This window comes from Mesorhizobium onobrychidis (genome assembly GCF_024707545.1).
GTDB classification, from domain to species: domain Bacteria; phylum Pseudomonadota; class Alphaproteobacteria; order Rhizobiales; family Rhizobiaceae; genus Mesorhizobium; species Mesorhizobium onobrychidis.
On the sequence record NZ_CP062229.1, the window covers coordinates 6,355,318 to 6,370,287 of the forward strand.

Sequence of the window (14,970 nt, forward strand, 5' to 3'; positions counted from 1 at the left end):
CTACCTAGAGTTGCAATTCCATCACTTCAGGTTTGCGCTGTCCCCATTGCCTTCGGTCCAGCGAGGATTTCACGAACCGGAGGGGCGGCCGGACGGCGCTATTTTTGCGATCGCCACGAAAAAGCGGACCCGTAGTGACAGTCAATCGGCTGGGCAAGGGCTCCAGCGATCCGCTCCGCCGCGTTCATGGCCGCTCCCGGCGGACGGTTCATCAAAGGCGAAAGCGCGCCCGCGAGGGCCGCTTCGGTTACTTGCTCGTGGAGCCTCGCCTCGGCCGGCGGATGGCTCTCACCTTGCCGCTGTTTCCACCGCCGCAGAAGAACTGATCGCTACCATCGGACTCGAGCCCCGACACGCCTGTTCCAGGCGGCATCTCGAGCTTCTCCAGGACCTTTCCCGTTTCAGGATCTATCCGCCTGACGTCGCTCTCGTCACCTTCCCAGGTGCCGTGCCAGAGTTCGCCGTCGATCCAGGTGACCCCTGTGACGATACGGTTGGAATCGATTGTGCGAAGAACTGCCCCTGTTTGGGGATCGATCTGATGGATTTTGCGACCGCGATTCTGCCCAACCCAAAGTGTCCCTTCGGCCCAGGCGAGCCCGGAGTCGCCGCCGCCACCTGGCGCCGGGATCGTGGCCAGCACTTGGCCGGTCTTCGGGTCGATCTTCTGGATGCGATCTTCGGCGATCTGGAACAGGTGCTGACCGTCGAAGGCCGTTCCTGCGTGCGCGGCGACATCGATCGCGCGCACCACCTTCCCGCTCGCAGGATCCAAGGCGTTCAGCCTGTCTCCGGACGCAAACCAGACGTGCTGACCGTCGAACGTAACCCCAGCCACCTGGTCGACACCCGGAAAGGGTCCATATTCGCGGAGGACTTCGGCTGCAGATCGCTTCATGCTTCTATCCTAGTAGCCCGAGAGTGAACCGGGGAGTAACAAGATTGTCGGGAATCCCGGTACTGGTGGGGTCATCCAGCGACGCGCTCGCCCGCGACCGAACGACTGCACCTTGCCTGCTGCCGCAAGCTGCTCGAGCGATCGCTGCACGGTGCGCGAGCTGGCTCCGAGCGCAATTGCGAGCGCCGAGCTCGACCACGATTCGCCGTCGGCGAGGAAGGCGAGCACTGCTGCATGCTGCTCGTCGACGGGCGGCGCCAGCACCACGACATCGCGTGGGCGGCGCGGCTTAAGCGCAAAGCCTCGCTTGGTCGCGCTCACATCCGCCAGTGACCGCAGCTCTACGCGAAGCCGGCCGACTTCGACCCGCAAACGGGCGCGATGCGATTCATCGGCGTGCTTGCCGCCGAAGGCGCGGGCGACGAGCGTGCTCCTCGGCACGTCTGCGGGCCAGGCTTCACCCAGCGTGCGTGCAAGCGCGAACAAGACCGGGCGCGTCGCGAGCGAGACGATCATGCCGGCGTCACGCACGACATTGCGGCAGGCATCGACGACGAGCGCCCCCGACGCCAGCAGCGCTTCGACCTCCTCAAGCAGGAGCGGGCGCTCCTCACCACGGGCGATCAGGCGCGCCGCGGGTGTGTCCATCACGAGGGATGCGCCTTCAACCTCGGCCGTCAGCGCGGGAATGTCCGCCTGGCGCGCGGCGTGCTCGGCCCGCGCGAGCGCGACGCGCGCCGCCTTGGTCCGGAGGCGGCGAATCGCCAGCCCCGCAATCACCAACTCGTGGGCGGCCCTCGACGCGGCTGGGAGCGTTGTGGGGTCGAACCCGGCGAGCCTGCTCTCGGCCTCGTCGAGGCGTCCGATCAGGAGCAGGCGCCGAGCCTCGAGATTGCGCGCATGCGCGGCATTGACGTGGTCGCCGTGCTTTTCAAGCGTGGCCCGCGCGGCGTCGAGTGCCTTCGCCGGCCAACCCAGGTCGCGCGAGACGAGTGCGATCTCGGCTTCGGCGACGACGCACCTCGCGCGGGCCACGGCCTCCTTCGGACCGAAGGCGCGCGCAGCACTTTTGAGGAGAGCCTTTGCGCGAACGAGATCGCCGAGCTGCGCCATCGCAATGCCGCGCAGCGCAAGCGCAGGCGCATCGTCACGCAGGGCGACCCGCTTCAATGCGCCGAGGGGATCACCCGTTGCGAGAGCGCGCGCCGCAGCGGTGATCAGCGAGTCCATAGGAATCCCGTCACACTTGTAACTCTCACCATTCGAAATCCGGTCCTAATCTATCTCAGGACCAACAACCAGCGCGCCGTAAGAAAACGGTGCGAACGAGGCAGGACATAGAGGACAGAACATAGAGGAGAAGAACGATGCCGACACACAGGACCGGAACACGTGAGGAGTGGCTGGCAGCGCGGCTTGATCTGCTCAAGGCGGAGAAGGAGCTCACGCGACAAAGCGACGAGGTGGCGCGGCGGCGGCAGGAATTGCCTTGGGTTCGGATCGACAAGGATTACCGATTCGAGACCGACGAAGGCAGCGCTTCACTGGCAGACCTTTTCAGGGGACGCTCGCAGCTCCTCGTCTACCACTTCATGTTCGGGCCTGATTACACGGCCGGCTGTCCGGCCTGCTCAGCGATCGCGGATGGATTCGACGGCTTCGTCGTCCACCTGGCCAACCACGACGTCACGCTTTCGGCGGTATCGCGGGCACCGCTCGCGAAGCTGCAGGCGTACAAGCGGCGGATGGGATGGACGTTCCCCTGGGCCTCCTCACACGGCAGCGACTTCAACTTCGACTTCGACGTTTCGTTCACCGAGGAGCAGCAGCGCGAGGAAGGCATCGAATACAACTATGTCCGCGAGGCGCCTCTCGCCGAGATACCCTCGCGTACGACTGCCGACGGCTCCGAGACGTTCGCTGCAATGAGCGGAACGGACATGGCCACGTACACGCGCGAGAGGCCAGGCATGAGCGCATTCGTGCTCGAGGACGGCGTCGTCTACCACGCCTATTCCACCTATGCGCGCGGACTGGACGGCCTCTGGGGCATGTATCAGTGGCTCGACCGCGCGCCCCAAGGGCGTAACGAGACGGGCGTCTGGTGGCGCCGCCACGACGAGTACGGCCAGGGCTGACGTTCGATGACACTGCACTCCAACCACACGCAGAAGATGCCGCCGGCAGGCAGCGGATCTGCCGATTTCCCAAGCGACAATGTCGCTGCGCGCGGCGCGGCCGACTGGCTATCCCTGGCAGCCGCGCCAACCTTCGCAATGATGGCGCTGCTGACGGCCGTCACCGGTGATGCGGACATGATCTGCTCGGCGGCGCAAGATGCGTCGCCGCTGAGCGGAATGGTCGTAATGTACTTGCTGATGAGCGCCTTCCATTCGGCGCCTTGGCTGAAGCTGGTTGGCAGCCGACGAAGCGCTGTCCGCCGGTCGTGATCCGGCGCTCGCCGGATCAAACGGCAACCGCGACCTGGCGTAGCCCCGACATGGCGATGGCAGTCGATTTTGTGCGAATGTCATTCCCGGCGGAAGAGGGAATTCAGAGCGTAAATTACAGAGTTTCGCCGGACGTGCTGACCTCGCCTGCATGACGCATCATGCGGCGAAAACTCATCGAGATATGAGCTCGCCTTATGTGCCCGATGGACTCCCAGTCGCCGATCTCGGCGGCGGCAAGCACCTCTTCCATTTCGCGGCGGAACGCAGTGAACTCCTCGACAAGGCCCAACTGCGGCATCATCTTCAGGACGACGCGCGCGACCTGAAAATACAGGCGCTCGCTGATCTCGCGCAGCGGCTGGTTGCCGGTCATCGCGGTGAGCTCGTAGAAAAAATCCATGTTGAGGCGCAGGAAAGCGCGCTGGTCGGGATTGAGCACATCGGAATCGCAGCGCGCGATGAGTGCCCTTATCCGGTCGAGGTCGTCCGCCGTGCGCGGGATCGGCGAAAGCTTGCCGACGAGGAGCGCCAGCTCCAGGCGCAAGTGATAGACCTGTTGCAATTCCTCGATGTCGACATCGGTGACGATCGTGCCGACACCATGGACGGATTGAACCAGACCCTCGGATTCGAGGCGCGCCAGGACACGGCGAACCGGCGTGCGGCTGATCTGGAATTCCTGGGCAAGCTCTTCCTCGGAGAGATGGCTACCCGGCGCGTAGTCGAGCAGGCAGATGCGGTCGCGCAGTATCCGGTAGATACGCTCGAACCGCTCCCGCGCCGAAAGCGGACGCGGCGGCGCGGCGGTCACGGCTAGGGGCGTGGCATCCGTCTCAAGCGTCATCCAGCCTCCAGGACAGCGTGCAGGAACTGCCGTGTCCGCTCGTTCTTGGGGGCGCCGAACAACTCGCTTGGCGGCCCCTGCTCGCAGATCTTGCCGGCATGGAAAAAGCAGACGCGATCGGAGAATTCCTTGGCAAATCCCATCTGGTGGGTGACCATCAGCATGGTGAGGTCATGTTCCCTACCGAGTTTTCGGATGACTTCAAGCACTTCGCCGACGAGTTCGGGGTCGAGTGCCGAGGTCACTTCGTCGAACAGCATGATCTTGGGCCGCATGGCGCAAGCGCGGGCGATGGCGACACGCTGCTGCTGGCCGCCGGAGAGCTGCGAGGGATAGTGGTCCTTCTTCTCCGACAAGCCGACCATGTCGAGCAGTTCGGCCGCACGCGCCTCAGCATCGGCCCGCTTCATGCCGAGCACGGTTATCGGGGCCTCGATGCAGTTCTGCATCGCCGTCATGTGCGGGAACAGGTTGAACGACTGGAACACCATGCCGATCTTGGCGCGGATCTTGCGGATGTGTGCGAGATCGGCGGGAACAAGCTTGCCGTTCCTCTCCATGTGGGTGAGCGGCTGGCCTTCGACCCAGATGACGCCGTCATTGATCGTCTCCAGCGTCATCAGCATGCGCAGCACCGTCGTCTTGCCGGAGCCGGACGGGCCGATGATGGAGACCTTCTCGCCGCGTGCTATTTCCAGATTGAGCCCGTCGAGAACGGTCAGCGCGCCGTAGCGTTTCGAAACATTGTCGAAGCGGACCATCGGTTGTTCCGTCATCGCATGGTCCTCCGGTTGAGCAGGCCTTCGAGGGAGCGAATGAGCGCGGCAGAAACCAGGCTCATGGCAAGAAAGAACAGGCCGACCAGCGTCATCGGCTCAGTGTAGCGGAAGGTTTCGGAGCCGATGATCTTGGCCGTCTGCATCAGCTCCAGCACGGCGATTGCGGAAAGCAATGGCGTCTCCTTGAACAAGGCAACCAGATAGTTGCCGAGCGCCGGAACGATCGGCGGGATCGCCTGCGGAATGATGATGTCGCGGAACGTCGTCCAGGCTGACAGATTGAGTGCGACCGAGGCTTCCCACTGGCCACGATGGATGTTGTCGAAACCGGCGCGATAGACCTCGGAACAATAGGCTGCGTAGTGGATGCCGATGGCAAGCACCCCGGCGGTGAAGGCGTCGAGCACGACGCCAAATTTCGGAAAGACGAAATAGAGAAAGAATATCTGGATCAGCAGCGGGGTCGACCGGATCAGTTCGACCAGCACCGAAATCGTCCAGCCGGTCCACGGCACGGCGATGCGGACGACCGCCAGCACCAGGCCAAGCGAGGCGGCAAGCGCAAAGCCGATCAGCGTCGCCTCGATGGAAACGATGGCAGCGCGGGCGAGCACCGGCAGGATTTCAAAAGCAAATGCCCAGTCCCAGATCATGCTGCCTTCCCCCGCGCCAGTCCGAGCGAAGCCCGCCTTTCGAGAAGCCGCATGCCGATGGTCACAACCAGCGACATTGCCAGGTACATCAGCAGGACGAGGGTGAAGATCGGAATGGTCTTGAACGTGTTCTGGTTCATTTGCTGCGCCTTGAAGGCGAGGTCCGACAGCGTGATCAGCGAGACCAGCGCTGTCGATTTCAAAAGCTCGATGAACAGATTGCCCCAAGGCGGAATCATGGCGACGAAAGCCTGCGGCAGGATGATCCGGCGCAGCATCTGGGGGCGGCTCATGTTCAATGCAGTGCACGCCTCCCACTGTCCGCGGGCAACGGACTGGATCGCGCCGCGCACGACTTCCGATCCGTAAGCACCAACGTTCAGGCCGAGCGCCAGGACAGCAACCAGAAAGGCGTTGAGCGTGACACCGAATTGCGGCAGCACGAAAAACAGCCAAAACAATTGCACCAGCGCCGACGTGCCGCGGAAGATCTCGACATAGACCGTGGCCAGCCATCTGAGCGGCGCCGGGCCATACATCCTTGCCAGCGCCGCCAGCACGCCCATGACAATTGCCAGCAGGCTGCCGAGGATAGCGATCTCGATCGTCAGGACCGCGCCTTGCAGCAGTCCCGGCATAAACACTTTGTAAGATTCCTGTGTTGCCAAGGCACCGATCACGACAAGCGCGACGACCAGCATGGCAAGGAGCGTACGGATTCCCATGCGGATTCCCCCAGGAAAAAAGGGGCGGCGCTTTCGCGCCGCCAGCAGTTGGGAACCTATTTGCCCGCGCAAAGCTCCGCGGTGGTCTTGTTGGGGAGGTAGTCCTTGCCGAAGCCGAGCGGCTCGACCAGCGCGATGTGCTCCGGCGAACCGAGGAACGTCTTCAGCTCCGCGTTGAACGCCTCCTGCAGATCGGTATCTTCCTTGCGGAAGCCGAAGCCGCCATGGCCTTTCACCGACTTGCCGGCAACCTCGCCGAACGGCTTGGTCGATTCGACGCCGTCGGCCTTCTTGGCCATGTCGGCGATCGAAAGAGCGGTTAGTGCGGCAGCGTCCGCGCGGCCCGACTGGACGGCGGCGACCAGGCTGGACTGGTCGGGCAAGGCAACGATCTGCCCATCGGCGACGCCAGCGTCCTTGGCATAGCCGCCCCCGACGGCGCCGGCCATCACGGCGAGCTTGAGATCCGGGTTTTCCTTGATGCTGGAAAAGTCCTTCACGCCCTTCGGATTGCCTTTTGCCACCAGCATAGCCTGACCGATGCCGTAGGACGGCTCGGAGAAATTGATCTCGGCGCAGCGCTTCGGATTGATGAACATGCCGGCGGCGATAATATCGAAGCGGCCGGCCTTGAGACCCGGAATAAGCGAACCGAATTCGGTCAGCACGCCGTCAACCTGCGCGATACCCATCTTGGCGAGCACCGCCTTGGCAACTTCCGGCGCTTCGCCGGTCAGCTTGCCGTCAGGCGTGGCGTAACCGAACGGCGCCTCGTTGGCAAAGCCGACGCGGATGTAGCCGTCCTTCTTGGCCCGTTCGAGGGTCGTTTCCGCATAAGCGGGCAGCGCCGTGAGTGATGTCGCGGCAAGCGCGAGGCAGGCGGCGGCTTTCACGACCATCCGGCGCGATATCGATGATTTGAACATGCTTTTCTCCCATTGAACAACTGACTGATGATTCCCAGGGCGCGGCCTTCTTCGAGGTCGACACCTGCTTGTCAAGACGTATACAACTGCCCTAGACATTGTGCAAGCGAAGATATAAAAACCACAGAAAGTCGGTAATAATTCGCAGTCAAACCACAAATTATTGCCCTAGTTGTGCACAATTTAAGAAAAACAGCGTACCGGTAGGTGGGATTTCGGTGGCGAGCGCGAGCGGTTTCGGGACTTTCACGCAAGCGGAGTATGCGCAGCGCCTGGCCGGCGTGAAGTCACGCATGGAGAAGGCCGGCTTCGACCTCATCATCTGTCAGGATCCAGCCAATATGTGCTGGCTGACCGGCTATGACGGATGGTCGTTCTATGTTCCGCAATGCGTGCTCGTCCATCTGGAGGAAGACCGGCCGATCTGGTTCGGCAGGGCGCAGGACGCCAGGAGCGCACGCCTGACCACCGGCCTGCCGGAGAAGAACATCGTGCCGTTCTCGGAACGGCTGGTGCAGCAGCCCGTCGAACACCCCTATGACGAACTCGCCCAGCTGATCCGGTCGCGTGGCTGGGGAAACGCCCGCATCGGCGTCGAGATGGACGCGCACTATTACACCGCGCGCTGCCATGCCCATCTCGTCAGCGGGCTGCCTGAAGCGCACTTCGCCAACAACCACGATCTCGTCAACTGGGCGCGGCTGGTCAAATCCGAAGCCGAGCTGGTGCTGGTCCGCGAGGCCGGTGCGATCTGCACGCAGGCCATGAAACGCGCCATCGAAAAAATGCGGCCCGGCGTGCCGCAGAACCATGTCATTGCGGAAATCTATCACGCACAGATCATGGGCGTGCCTGGAGCGGGCGGCGACTATGCCGCGATCTGTCCGCTGATGCCCGTCGGCGAGGGCACCAGCACGCCGCATCTGACCTGGTCCGACACGCCGCTGCCGGACAGCGGCCTCGCCATTCTGGAGATCGCCGGGGTGCGGCGGCGCTATCATGCGGCGCTGACGCGGACCGTACATTTTGGCAAGCCGCCGCAAGCGATCCTCGACATGGCCAAGGCGATCGTCGAGGGCGTCGACGCCGGCCTTGAGAAGGCGCGCCCCGGCTACACCGCCGAAGAGGTGGAAGCCGCCTGGCAGGCAGTGTTGAGGAAGAACGGGCTGAAGAAGGAGAGCCGCGTCGGCTATCCGGTCGGGCTCGCCTACCCGCCCGATTGGGGCGAACGCACCGCAAGTCTTCGTCCCGGCGACACCACAGAGATGCAGTCCGGGATGTGCTTCCATTTCATGGCCGGCGTTTGGCTCGACGATTTCGGCATCGCCATCTCGGAATCCTTCGTCGTCACGGATCACGGCGGCGAACGCCTCTGCGACGTGGCGCGCGAACTCATCGTCATCGACTGACCATGACGGACGGGAAGCCGGTAACTGACGAAGATCATGCCGGTAACGAAACCGGTAACCAGCACGAGGACGCCTGATGGACCGTAATCCGTTTTCCGAGGCCGAAATCGTCGGCCGCCTTGTCAGGGTCCGCACGGCGCTGGCTGAGCGCGAGTTCGACGCGGCGGTCTTTGCTTCGCCGGAGAACGTCTTTTACCTCACCGGGCTCGATCACTGGGGATATTTTGCCCCACACCTGCTGATCGTGCCGCTCGAAGGGAAACCTGTTCTGGTCACCCGCTCGATGGAAAAGGTGACGATCGAGAAACAGGTGACGGCAGCGGAATTCCGCGGCCATTCCGACAGCGAAACGGCGGCCGACCTCGCCGCGCGGGTGCTTGCGGAACTCAGCCTGTCCGGCAAGCGGATCGGCCTCGAATACTGGACGGCCGGCCTCAGCCATGGGCTTGCCGTCGCACTCCAGACGCAGGCCGATGCCAGATGGAGCGATGTTTCCGAGCTGGTCGACAAGATGCGGCGGGTGAAGAGCGCCGAGGAACAGGCGCTGATGCGTCAGGCGGCACAAGTGACCGACGCCGCCGCCGGCGCCGCGATCGCCGCGATCTCGGACGGCGCTTCCGAACAGGAGGTCGCGGCCCAATGTGTTTCAGCAATGATCCGCGCCGGCGGTCATGCTCCGGGCTTCGGACCTTTCATCCGCCCGGCCAAGCGCCTGGGCGAGGAGCACACGACCTGGGGCAACGGGATCTACCGCAAGGGCGAGCCGGTCTTCGTCGAACTGTCCGGCTGCATCTCGCGTTATCACGCGCCGCTCGGCCGGCTCGTTCGCATCGGCTATATCAGCGACGAAGACGCCGCGATGGCGGAAGTGACCGCCAAGGCGTTCGATGCCGTCGTCGAGGCGCTGCGGCCCGGGGCCAAGGCGCGCGACGTCTACGCTGCCTGGCAGGCAGTCGCGGACGAGGCCGGTCTTTCCCACTATCGCCGCCATCACTGCGGCTACCTTGTCGGCGCCGGCCAGCCGCCATCATGGACCGGCGGCAATTCGGTAACCGGCTTGAGGCACGATTCCGACCTCGAGATCGAGACGGGGATGAGCTTCCACATCCTGTCGTGGCTGATGGGCACCGGTCGCGGCGATGACTTCGTCTCCAACACCGTACTTCTGACCGATGCGGGCGCCGAAGTGCTTACCCGCACGCCGGCCGGCCCGATCGTTCGCTAGGCCCGCACGCATGTCGCGCTACTCGGCATTTTCAATTTTCCGCAACACGCTGTCTGGTCAGAAGAACTGGCAGCGCGCCTGGCGGGCGGCGGAGCCAAAACCGGCCTACGACGTGATCGTCATCGGCGGCGGTGGACACGGCCTCGCTACCGCCTTCTACCTCGCCGAGAACCACGGCATCCGCAATGTCGCGGTGCTCGAAAAAGGCTATATCGGCGGCGGCAATGTCGGCCGCAACACCACCGTCATCCGCTCCAACTACCTGCTCGACGGCAACACCCAGTTCTACGAATTCTCGATGAAACTCTGGGAGAACATGTCGCGGGCGTTGAATTTCAACGTCATGTTCTCGCAGCGCGGCCAGCTCGTCACTGCGCATTCGGCCGATCAGCTCGATGGCTTCAGTCACCGCGCCAACATCATGCGGCTGAACGGCATCGATGCCGATATCCTCGACCGCGACGAGGTGCGCCGGCTGGTGCCCTATCTCGATTTTTCCGACACGGCCCGCTTTCCGATCCATGGCGCCATCTTCCAGGGCCGGGCGGGCACGGCGCGCCACGACGCCGTCGCCTGGGGCTACGCGCGCGCTGCCGACGGCCATGGCGTCGACATTATTCAGAACTGCGAGGTGACAGGCTTCCTCCGCGACGGCGACAGTATCGTCGGCGTCGAAACGACGAAAGGCCGGATCGGCGCCGGCAAGGTCGGCCTCGCTGTTGCCGGTCATACATCCGTGCTCGGCGCCAAGGCCGGCCTTGAACTGCCGATCGAAAGCCACGTCCTGCAGGCCTTCGTCACCGAACCGCTGAAGCCGTTGGTAGACCACGTCGTCGCCTACGGTGCTGACCATTTCTACGTCAGCCAGTCGGACAAGGGCGGGTTGGTCTTCGGCGGCAATCTCGACGGCTACAATTCCTACGCCCAGCGCGGCAATCTCGGCGTCGTGCGCGAAGTGGCGGAGGCGGCGATTGCGCTGATGCCATGCATTTCGCGCGTCCGTCTGCTGCGCCATTGGGGCGGCGTCATGGACATGACGCCCGATGCCAGCCCGATCATCTGCCCGACACCTATCGAGGGCCTCTTTCTCAACGGCGGCTGGTGCTACGGCGGCTTCAAGGCGACGCCGGCTTCCGGCTGGTGCTTCGCCCACACGATCGCCACCGGCAAGCCGCACCCCTTGATCGCAGCCTACGGGCTCGATCGTTTCCGCACCGGCCACACGCTCGACGAGGCCGGCGCCGGTCCTTGCGCCTGGCTGCAATAGGAGGCGGAAGGCAATGCTGCGCATCGAATGCCCCTGCTGCGGTCTGCGCGACCATGACGAGTTCCGCTACGGCGGAGACGCTTCCGTCACGCGCCCGGCCCACGACGATCCCGATCCGCAGGCCTGGTACGCTTATGTCTATCTCAGGACGAACCCGGCAGGCCCGCACCGCGAATTCTGGCAGCACGTGATCGGCTGCCGCCAATGGCTGGTGGTCGAACGCGACACGCGCAATCACGCCATCGCATCCGTTGACTTCGCCAGGAAATTACCCCCCAGGAAATCGCTGGCCAGGAAATCACCCGCATGAGTTCGAACCACAAGCGGCTGTCGATGGGTGGCCGCATCGACCGCGAGCAGCCGGTCGATTTTACCTTCGATGGCAGGACGCTGGCTGGATATCGCGGCGACACGCTCGCCTCCGCGCTGCTCGCCAACGGCGTCACCCTGGTCGGGCGCAGCTTCAAATATCATCGTCCACGCGGCATTTTTTCCGCCGGGCCCGAGGAGCCGAATGCGCTGGTCACGCTCGCAACCGCAGGCAGGCGCCAGCCGAACCTGCCGGCGACGACACTGGAACTTGCAGACGGCGTAGTCGCGGAAAGCCAGAACCGCTGGCCCTCGCTCGCCTTTGACGTGCAAAGCGCCAACGGCCTGTTGGCGCCGTTCCTTTCGGCCGGCTTCTACTACAAGACCTTCATGGGCCCGACGCGACGCGCCTGGATGTTCTACGAGCACTTTATCCGCAAGGCGGCCGGGCTGGGCAGGGCCGGCACCGACCCCGATCCCGACCGTTACGAGGTTCGTCATGCCTTTGCCGATGTCGCAATCGTCGGCGGCGGCCCGGCGGGATTGTCGGCGGCGCGTGCTGCCGCAGCGGCCGGCGCGCGGGTGGCGCTGATCGAACAGGATTTCCTGCTCGGCGGCCAGCTTCTGGCGGAGCCGTCCGACAGCGCAGCGGCCGCATGGTTGAGACAGGCCGAGGCCGAGCTCGAGGGCTCCGAAACCGTCACTCTGATGAAGCGGACAACCGCTTTCGGCATCTATGACGGCAATGTCATCGGACTGGTCGAGCAACGCGACCCAACCAATCCGCAGCCGGCCGGCGAAGCGCGGCAGACATTCACCATGCTTCGCGCCCGCTCGATCGTTTTCGCCACCGGCGCCATCGAGCGACCCATGGTGTTCTCCAACAACGACCGGCCTGGCGTCATGCTTGCCTCGGCTGCCCGGACCTACCTCAACCGCTTCGCCGTTCTACCGGGCAAGAAAACCATCGTCGCCACCAGCAATGACGGCGCCTGGCGCGCCGCCTTTGACCTTGCCGATGCCGGCGCGGAGGTAACGGTTGCCGATGTTCGCGCAGCGCCGCCCGAAGCACTTGTCGCAGAAGCCGCACGGTTCGGCGTGATGGTTCGGGCCAAAACGCATATCGTCGACGTGCGCGGCGGCCATGCCGTCAGGCGTGCAACGCTCAACGGACCGGACGGCCAATCGGAAACGGCCTGCGACCTGGTCTGCGTGTCCGGCGGCTGGTCGCCAACCGTGCATCTCACCTCGCATCTTGGCGTAAAACCTCAATATCGCGACGACATTGGCGGCTTCGTGCCGGGCGCGTTTCCGGCGGACCGGTTCGGCGCCGGCTCGATGATGGGAATTTATTCGACCGCCGATGCCATCGAGGACGGTCATCGCGCCGGCACCGAGGCGGCATGGTTCTGCGGCAAGTCGACGCCGGCGCACGCCCCGTCGAAACTCGATCTCGGCGAGACCGCCGCGGCCCCGCTTCACGAAATCCTGCCCGCTGGACGTGGAAAAGCCTTCGTCGATTTCCAGATGGACGTGACGACCGGGGATATCGAGATCGCCCATCGCGAGGGCTATCAGTCGGTGGAGCACCTGAAGCGCTACACCACGCTTGGCATGGGCACCGACCAGGGCAAGACCAGCAATTTTGCGGCGCTTGCCGCAATGGCGGCCTTACGCAACGCAACGATCCCCGAGACCGGCGCCACGACCTTTCGACCGCCCTATACGCCGGTCGCCATCGGTGCGCTTGCCGGACGCGCCATCGGCCATCATTTCAAGCCGATCCGCCGTACGCCGATGCACGACTGGCACATGGCGAACGGCGCCAAGATGCTGGAGGTCGGGCTCTGGATGCGGCCCTATTTCTACAGGCAATCCGGGCTCGACGTGAACGAAGCCTATGTCGCCGAAATGCGGAGTGTGCGCCAGGCCGCAGGCCTGATGGACATCTCCACCCTCGGCAAGATCGACGTCCAGGGCCCGGATGCCGCGATTTTCCTCGATCGCATCTACGCCAATGGCTTTGCCAAACTGCCGGTTGGCCGTGCGCGCTACGGCGTCATGCTGCGCGACGACGGCATCGTCTTCGACGACGGCACCACGACGCGGCTGGCCGAGAACCGGTTCTTCATGACCACCTCGACCGCCAAGGCCGCCGACGTGCTGTCGCGTCTTGAATTCCTGCTCGATACGGCCTGGCCGGATTTGCGCGTCGCAGTGACCTCGGTGAGCGATGAATGGGCGGCGATGTCGGTTGCCGGACCGAAAAGCCGCGCAATTCTGAGTGCCGCGTTTCCCGCTCTCGATGTTTCCGACGCGGCACTTGCGCATATGGGATTGCTCGAAAGCGAATGGCAGGGCCGTGCGCTCCGCATCCTGCGCCTCAGTTATTCCGGCGAGCGCGCCTACGAAATCTATGTCGGCGCAACTGCCGGTGAACAGCTTTGGAGCCGCCTGCTCAAAGCAGGCAGGCCGCTCGGCCTGAAACCTTACGGCGTCGAGGCGCTCGGCGCGCTGCGTGTCGAAAAGGGCCATGTCGCCGGACCTGAAATCGATGGGCGCACGACGCTCGACGATCTCGGCCTCGGCCGCATGGCGGGCAAGCGTACCGGCTTCGTCGGCGACGTGCTGCGACGGCGCCCCGCCTTCCAGGCGCCCGACCGCCAGCGCCTGGTCGGACTGGAATGCATCGAGGAGGGAAAACGCCTTCGCGGTGGCGCCATCCTGTTTCTGCCGGGCGAGAAACCTTACGGCCACGGGCGCGGCCGCGTGACTTCCGTCACCTTCAGCCCCGAACGCGGCCACTATGTCGGGCTGGCCTTGCTTGCCGGCGATGTCGCTAGCGAAGGAAGCGAGGTCGTGGCCGTCTATCCGATGAAAGCCGAAACGGTCCGTGCCCGAATCGTCTCGCCGGTATTCCTCGATCCGCAGGGGGAGCGACTGCATGGCTAGCCCGGATTTCAGCCTGTCCGTGGCCGATTGCCCGCTCATCGAGATCGAGGGCTGGGACGGCACGCTGGGGCAATTCGAAAAGAGCGTCACGGCGTCGCTCGGCACGAAACTTCCTGCCTCGGTCGGAGAGACGGTTCGCCAAAAAGGTCTCCTCGTGATCCGCGTCGCGCCTCGCCGTCTCTGGCTGGCTCTCGACGACGGTATTGAAGCGCCTTCGCTTGCCGTCGACCCAGATCTCGGTTGTTCGGTCTCTCTCGACGAAGGTCGCGTGCGTTTCAGAATGGCTGGGGCCGACGTCGCGCGGGTCCTCTCCAAATGTATCGCCGTAGACTGGCGCGCGCCGGCGGCCGCCCCGGGCCGCGCCGTGCTGACATCCTTGCACCATGTGCCCGTGCTTTTCCTGCGCACCGGCGATACCGCGTGCGAACTCATCGTGCCGCGAAGTTTTTCGCAAAGCCTCTCGGACTGGATTTCCGGACTGGGTTGCTGACGCCACGGGTAGGGAAAAGGACTAGGGCGCGAGCGCTCGT

Annotated in this window: 15 protein-coding genes; 8 read left to right on the forward strand and 7 right to left on the reverse strand. The window is 64.1% G+C overall.

Translation table 11 applies throughout. The features are described 5' to 3' along the window. Nucleotides 1–247: 247 nt before the first annotated feature. Nucleotides 248–898 carry a Vgb family protein gene (locus IHQ72_RS31390; RefSeq protein ID WP_258119532.1) on the reverse strand — a complete coding sequence of 217 codons (651 nt, stop codon included), beginning with the start codon at nucleotides 896–898 and terminating at the stop codon, nucleotides 248–250. 9 nt (nucleotides 899–907) lie between these two features. After that, a complete protein-coding gene (locus IHQ72_RS31395; protein WP_258119534.1) occupies nucleotides 908–2,128 on the reverse strand; it encodes a helix-turn-helix domain-containing protein in 1,221 nt (406 codons plus the stop codon). A 137-nt stretch (nucleotides 2,129–2,265) separates the two neighbouring features. Between IHQ72_RS31395 and IHQ72_RS31400 the strand changes: the two genes are divergently transcribed. Together IHQ72_RS31400 and IHQ72_RS31405 are read left to right on the forward strand one after the other, a co-directional pair. Next, entirely contained in the window at nucleotides 2,266–3,036 is a 771-nt protein-coding gene (locus IHQ72_RS31400; protein ID WP_258119535.1) for a DUF899 domain-containing protein, read from the forward strand. Between the two features lie 6 nt (nucleotides 3,037–3,042). After that, complete coding sequence (locus tag IHQ72_RS31405) at nucleotides 3,043–3,348, forward strand: hypothetical protein (protein ID WP_258119537.1); 306 nt, start codon at nucleotides 3,043–3,045, stop codon at nucleotides 3,346–3,348. 115 nt (nucleotides 3,349–3,463) lie between these two features. Here the strand turns inward: IHQ72_RS31405 and IHQ72_RS31410 are convergent, their stop codons facing one another. The 5 genes from IHQ72_RS31410 to ehuB are packed head-to-tail and all read right to left on the reverse strand — an operon-like array spanning nucleotide 3,464 to nucleotide 7,278. Further along, nucleotides 3,464–4,195 (reverse strand): GntR family transcriptional regulator, encoded by a 732-nt coding sequence (locus tag IHQ72_RS31410; RefSeq protein ID WP_258119538.1) that lies wholly within the window; start codon nucleotides 4,193–4,195, stop codon nucleotides 3,464–3,466. Beyond that, nucleotides 4,192–4,971 (reverse strand): ectoine/hydroxyectoine ABC transporter ATP-binding protein EhuA, encoded by a 780-nt coding sequence (gene ehuA / locus IHQ72_RS31415; RefSeq protein WP_309508713.1) that lies wholly within the window; start codon nucleotides 4,969–4,971, stop codon nucleotides 4,192–4,194. The genes IHQ72_RS31410 and ehuA overlap by 4 nt, the downstream gene beginning before the upstream one ends. Continuing rightward, nucleotides 4,968–5,627 carry an ectoine/hydroxyectoine ABC transporter permease subunit EhuD gene (gene ehuD, locus IHQ72_RS31420; protein WP_095495147.1) on the reverse strand — a complete coding sequence of 220 codons (660 nt, stop codon included), beginning with the start codon at nucleotides 5,625–5,627 and terminating at the stop codon, nucleotides 4,968–4,970. Before ehuD ends, ehuA begins: the two co-directional genes overlap by 4 nt. Then, nucleotides 5,624–6,352 carry an ectoine/hydroxyectoine ABC transporter permease subunit EhuC gene (gene ehuC, locus IHQ72_RS31425; RefSeq protein WP_258119541.1) on the reverse strand — a complete coding sequence of 243 codons (729 nt, stop codon included), beginning with the start codon at nucleotides 6,350–6,352 and terminating at the stop codon, nucleotides 5,624–5,626. Before ehuC ends, ehuD begins: the two co-directional genes overlap by 4 nt. Before the next feature lie 56 nt (nucleotides 6,353–6,408). Then, complete coding sequence (ehuB, locus tag IHQ72_RS31430) at nucleotides 6,409–7,278, reverse strand: ectoine/hydroxyectoine ABC transporter substrate-binding protein EhuB (RefSeq protein WP_258119543.1); 870 nt, start codon at nucleotides 7,276–7,278, stop codon at nucleotides 6,409–6,411. A gap of 218 nt (nucleotides 7,279–7,496) precedes the next feature. On the opposite strand from ehuB, the gene IHQ72_RS31435 reads away from it, so the two are divergent. The 6 genes from IHQ72_RS31435 to IHQ72_RS31460 all read left to right on the forward strand — a co-directional run bounded on the left by IHQ72_RS31435 (nucleotide 7,497) and on the right by IHQ72_RS31460 (nucleotide 14,930). Beyond that, the gene (locus IHQ72_RS31435) at nucleotides 7,497–8,687 is read left to right on the forward strand and encodes a M24 family metallopeptidase (protein WP_258119545.1); all 1,191 of its coding nucleotides are present in this window, start codon (nucleotides 7,497–7,499) and stop codon (nucleotides 8,685–8,687) included. A 76-nt stretch (nucleotides 8,688–8,763) separates the two neighbouring features. Continuing rightward, on the forward strand, nucleotides 8,764–9,912 hold the full coding sequence (locus IHQ72_RS31440; RefSeq protein WP_258119547.1) for a M24 family metallopeptidase: 1,149 nt from the start codon (nucleotides 8,764–8,766) through the stop codon (nucleotides 9,910–9,912). A gap of 10 nt (nucleotides 9,913–9,922) precedes the next feature. Further along, the gene (locus IHQ72_RS31445) at nucleotides 9,923–11,179 is read left to right on the forward strand and encodes a sarcosine oxidase subunit beta family protein (RefSeq protein WP_258119549.1); all 1,257 of its coding nucleotides are present in this window, start codon (nucleotides 9,923–9,925) and stop codon (nucleotides 11,177–11,179) included. Nucleotides 11,180–11,192: 13 nt separating this feature from the next. Then, nucleotides 11,193–11,489 (forward strand): sarcosine oxidase subunit delta, encoded by a 297-nt coding sequence (locus tag IHQ72_RS31450; protein ID WP_374120290.1) that lies wholly within the window; start codon nucleotides 11,193–11,195, stop codon nucleotides 11,487–11,489. Next, nucleotides 11,486–14,440 (forward strand): sarcosine oxidase subunit alpha family protein, encoded by a 2,955-nt coding sequence (locus IHQ72_RS31455; protein WP_258119550.1) that lies wholly within the window; start codon nucleotides 11,486–11,488, stop codon nucleotides 14,438–14,440. The genes IHQ72_RS31450 and IHQ72_RS31455 overlap by 4 nt, the downstream gene beginning before the upstream one ends. Then, the gene (locus tag IHQ72_RS31460) at nucleotides 14,433–14,930 is read left to right on the forward strand and encodes an aminomethyltransferase family protein (protein WP_258119551.1); all 498 of its coding nucleotides are present in this window, start codon (nucleotides 14,433–14,435) and stop codon (nucleotides 14,928–14,930) included. Before IHQ72_RS31455 ends, IHQ72_RS31460 begins: the two co-directional genes overlap by 8 nt. The last annotated feature ends 40 nt before the right edge of the window (nucleotides 14,931–14,970 follow it).

Coding starts and splice junctions, on each gene's coding strand:
- IHQ72_RS31390 (WP_258119532.1), bottom strand. CDS start 898: ATGAAGCGATCTGCAGCCGAAGTCCTCCGCGAATATGGACCCTTTCCG.
- IHQ72_RS31395 (WP_258119534.1), bottom strand. CDS start 2,128: ATGGACTCGCTGATCACCGCTGCGGCGCGCGCTCTCGCAACGGGTGAT.
- IHQ72_RS31400 (WP_258119535.1), top strand. CDS start 2,266: ATGCCGACACACAGGACCGGAACACGTGAGGAGTGGCTGGCAGCGCGG.
- IHQ72_RS31405 (WP_258119537.1), top strand. CDS start 3,043: ATGACACTGCACTCCAACCACACGCAGAAGATGCCGCCGGCAGGCAGC.
- IHQ72_RS31410 (WP_258119538.1), bottom strand. CDS start 4,195: ATGACGCTTGAGACGGATGCCACGCCCCTAGCCGTGACCGCCGCGCCG.
- ehuA (WP_309508713.1), bottom strand. CDS start 4,971: ATGACGGAACAACCGATGGTCCGCTTCGACAATGTTTCGAAACGCTAC.
- ehuD (WP_095495147.1), bottom strand. CDS start 5,627: ATGATCTGGGACTGGGCATTTGCTTTTGAAATCCTGCCGGTGCTCGCC.
- ehuC (WP_258119541.1), bottom strand. CDS start 6,352: ATGGGAATCCGTACGCTCCTTGCCATGCTGGTCGTCGCGCTTGTCGTG.
- ehuB (WP_258119543.1), bottom strand. CDS start 7,278: ATGTTCAAATCATCGATATCGCGCCGGATGGTCGTGAAAGCCGCCGCC.
- IHQ72_RS31440 (WP_258119547.1), top strand. CDS start 8,764: ATGGACCGTAATCCGTTTTCCGAGGCCGAAATCGTCGGCCGCCTTGTC.
- IHQ72_RS31445 (WP_258119549.1), top strand. CDS start 9,923: ATGTCGCGCTACTCGGCATTTTCAATTTTCCGCAACACGCTGTCTGGT.
- IHQ72_RS31450 (WP_374120290.1), top strand. CDS start 11,193: ATGCTGCGCATCGAATGCCCCTGCTGCGGTCTGCGCGACCATGACGAG.
- IHQ72_RS31455 (WP_258119550.1), top strand. CDS start 11,486: ATGAGTTCGAACCACAAGCGGCTGTCGATGGGTGGCCGCATCGACCGC.
- IHQ72_RS31460 (WP_258119551.1), top strand. CDS start 14,433: ATGGCTAGCCCGGATTTCAGCCTGTCCGTGGCCGATTGCCCGCTCATC.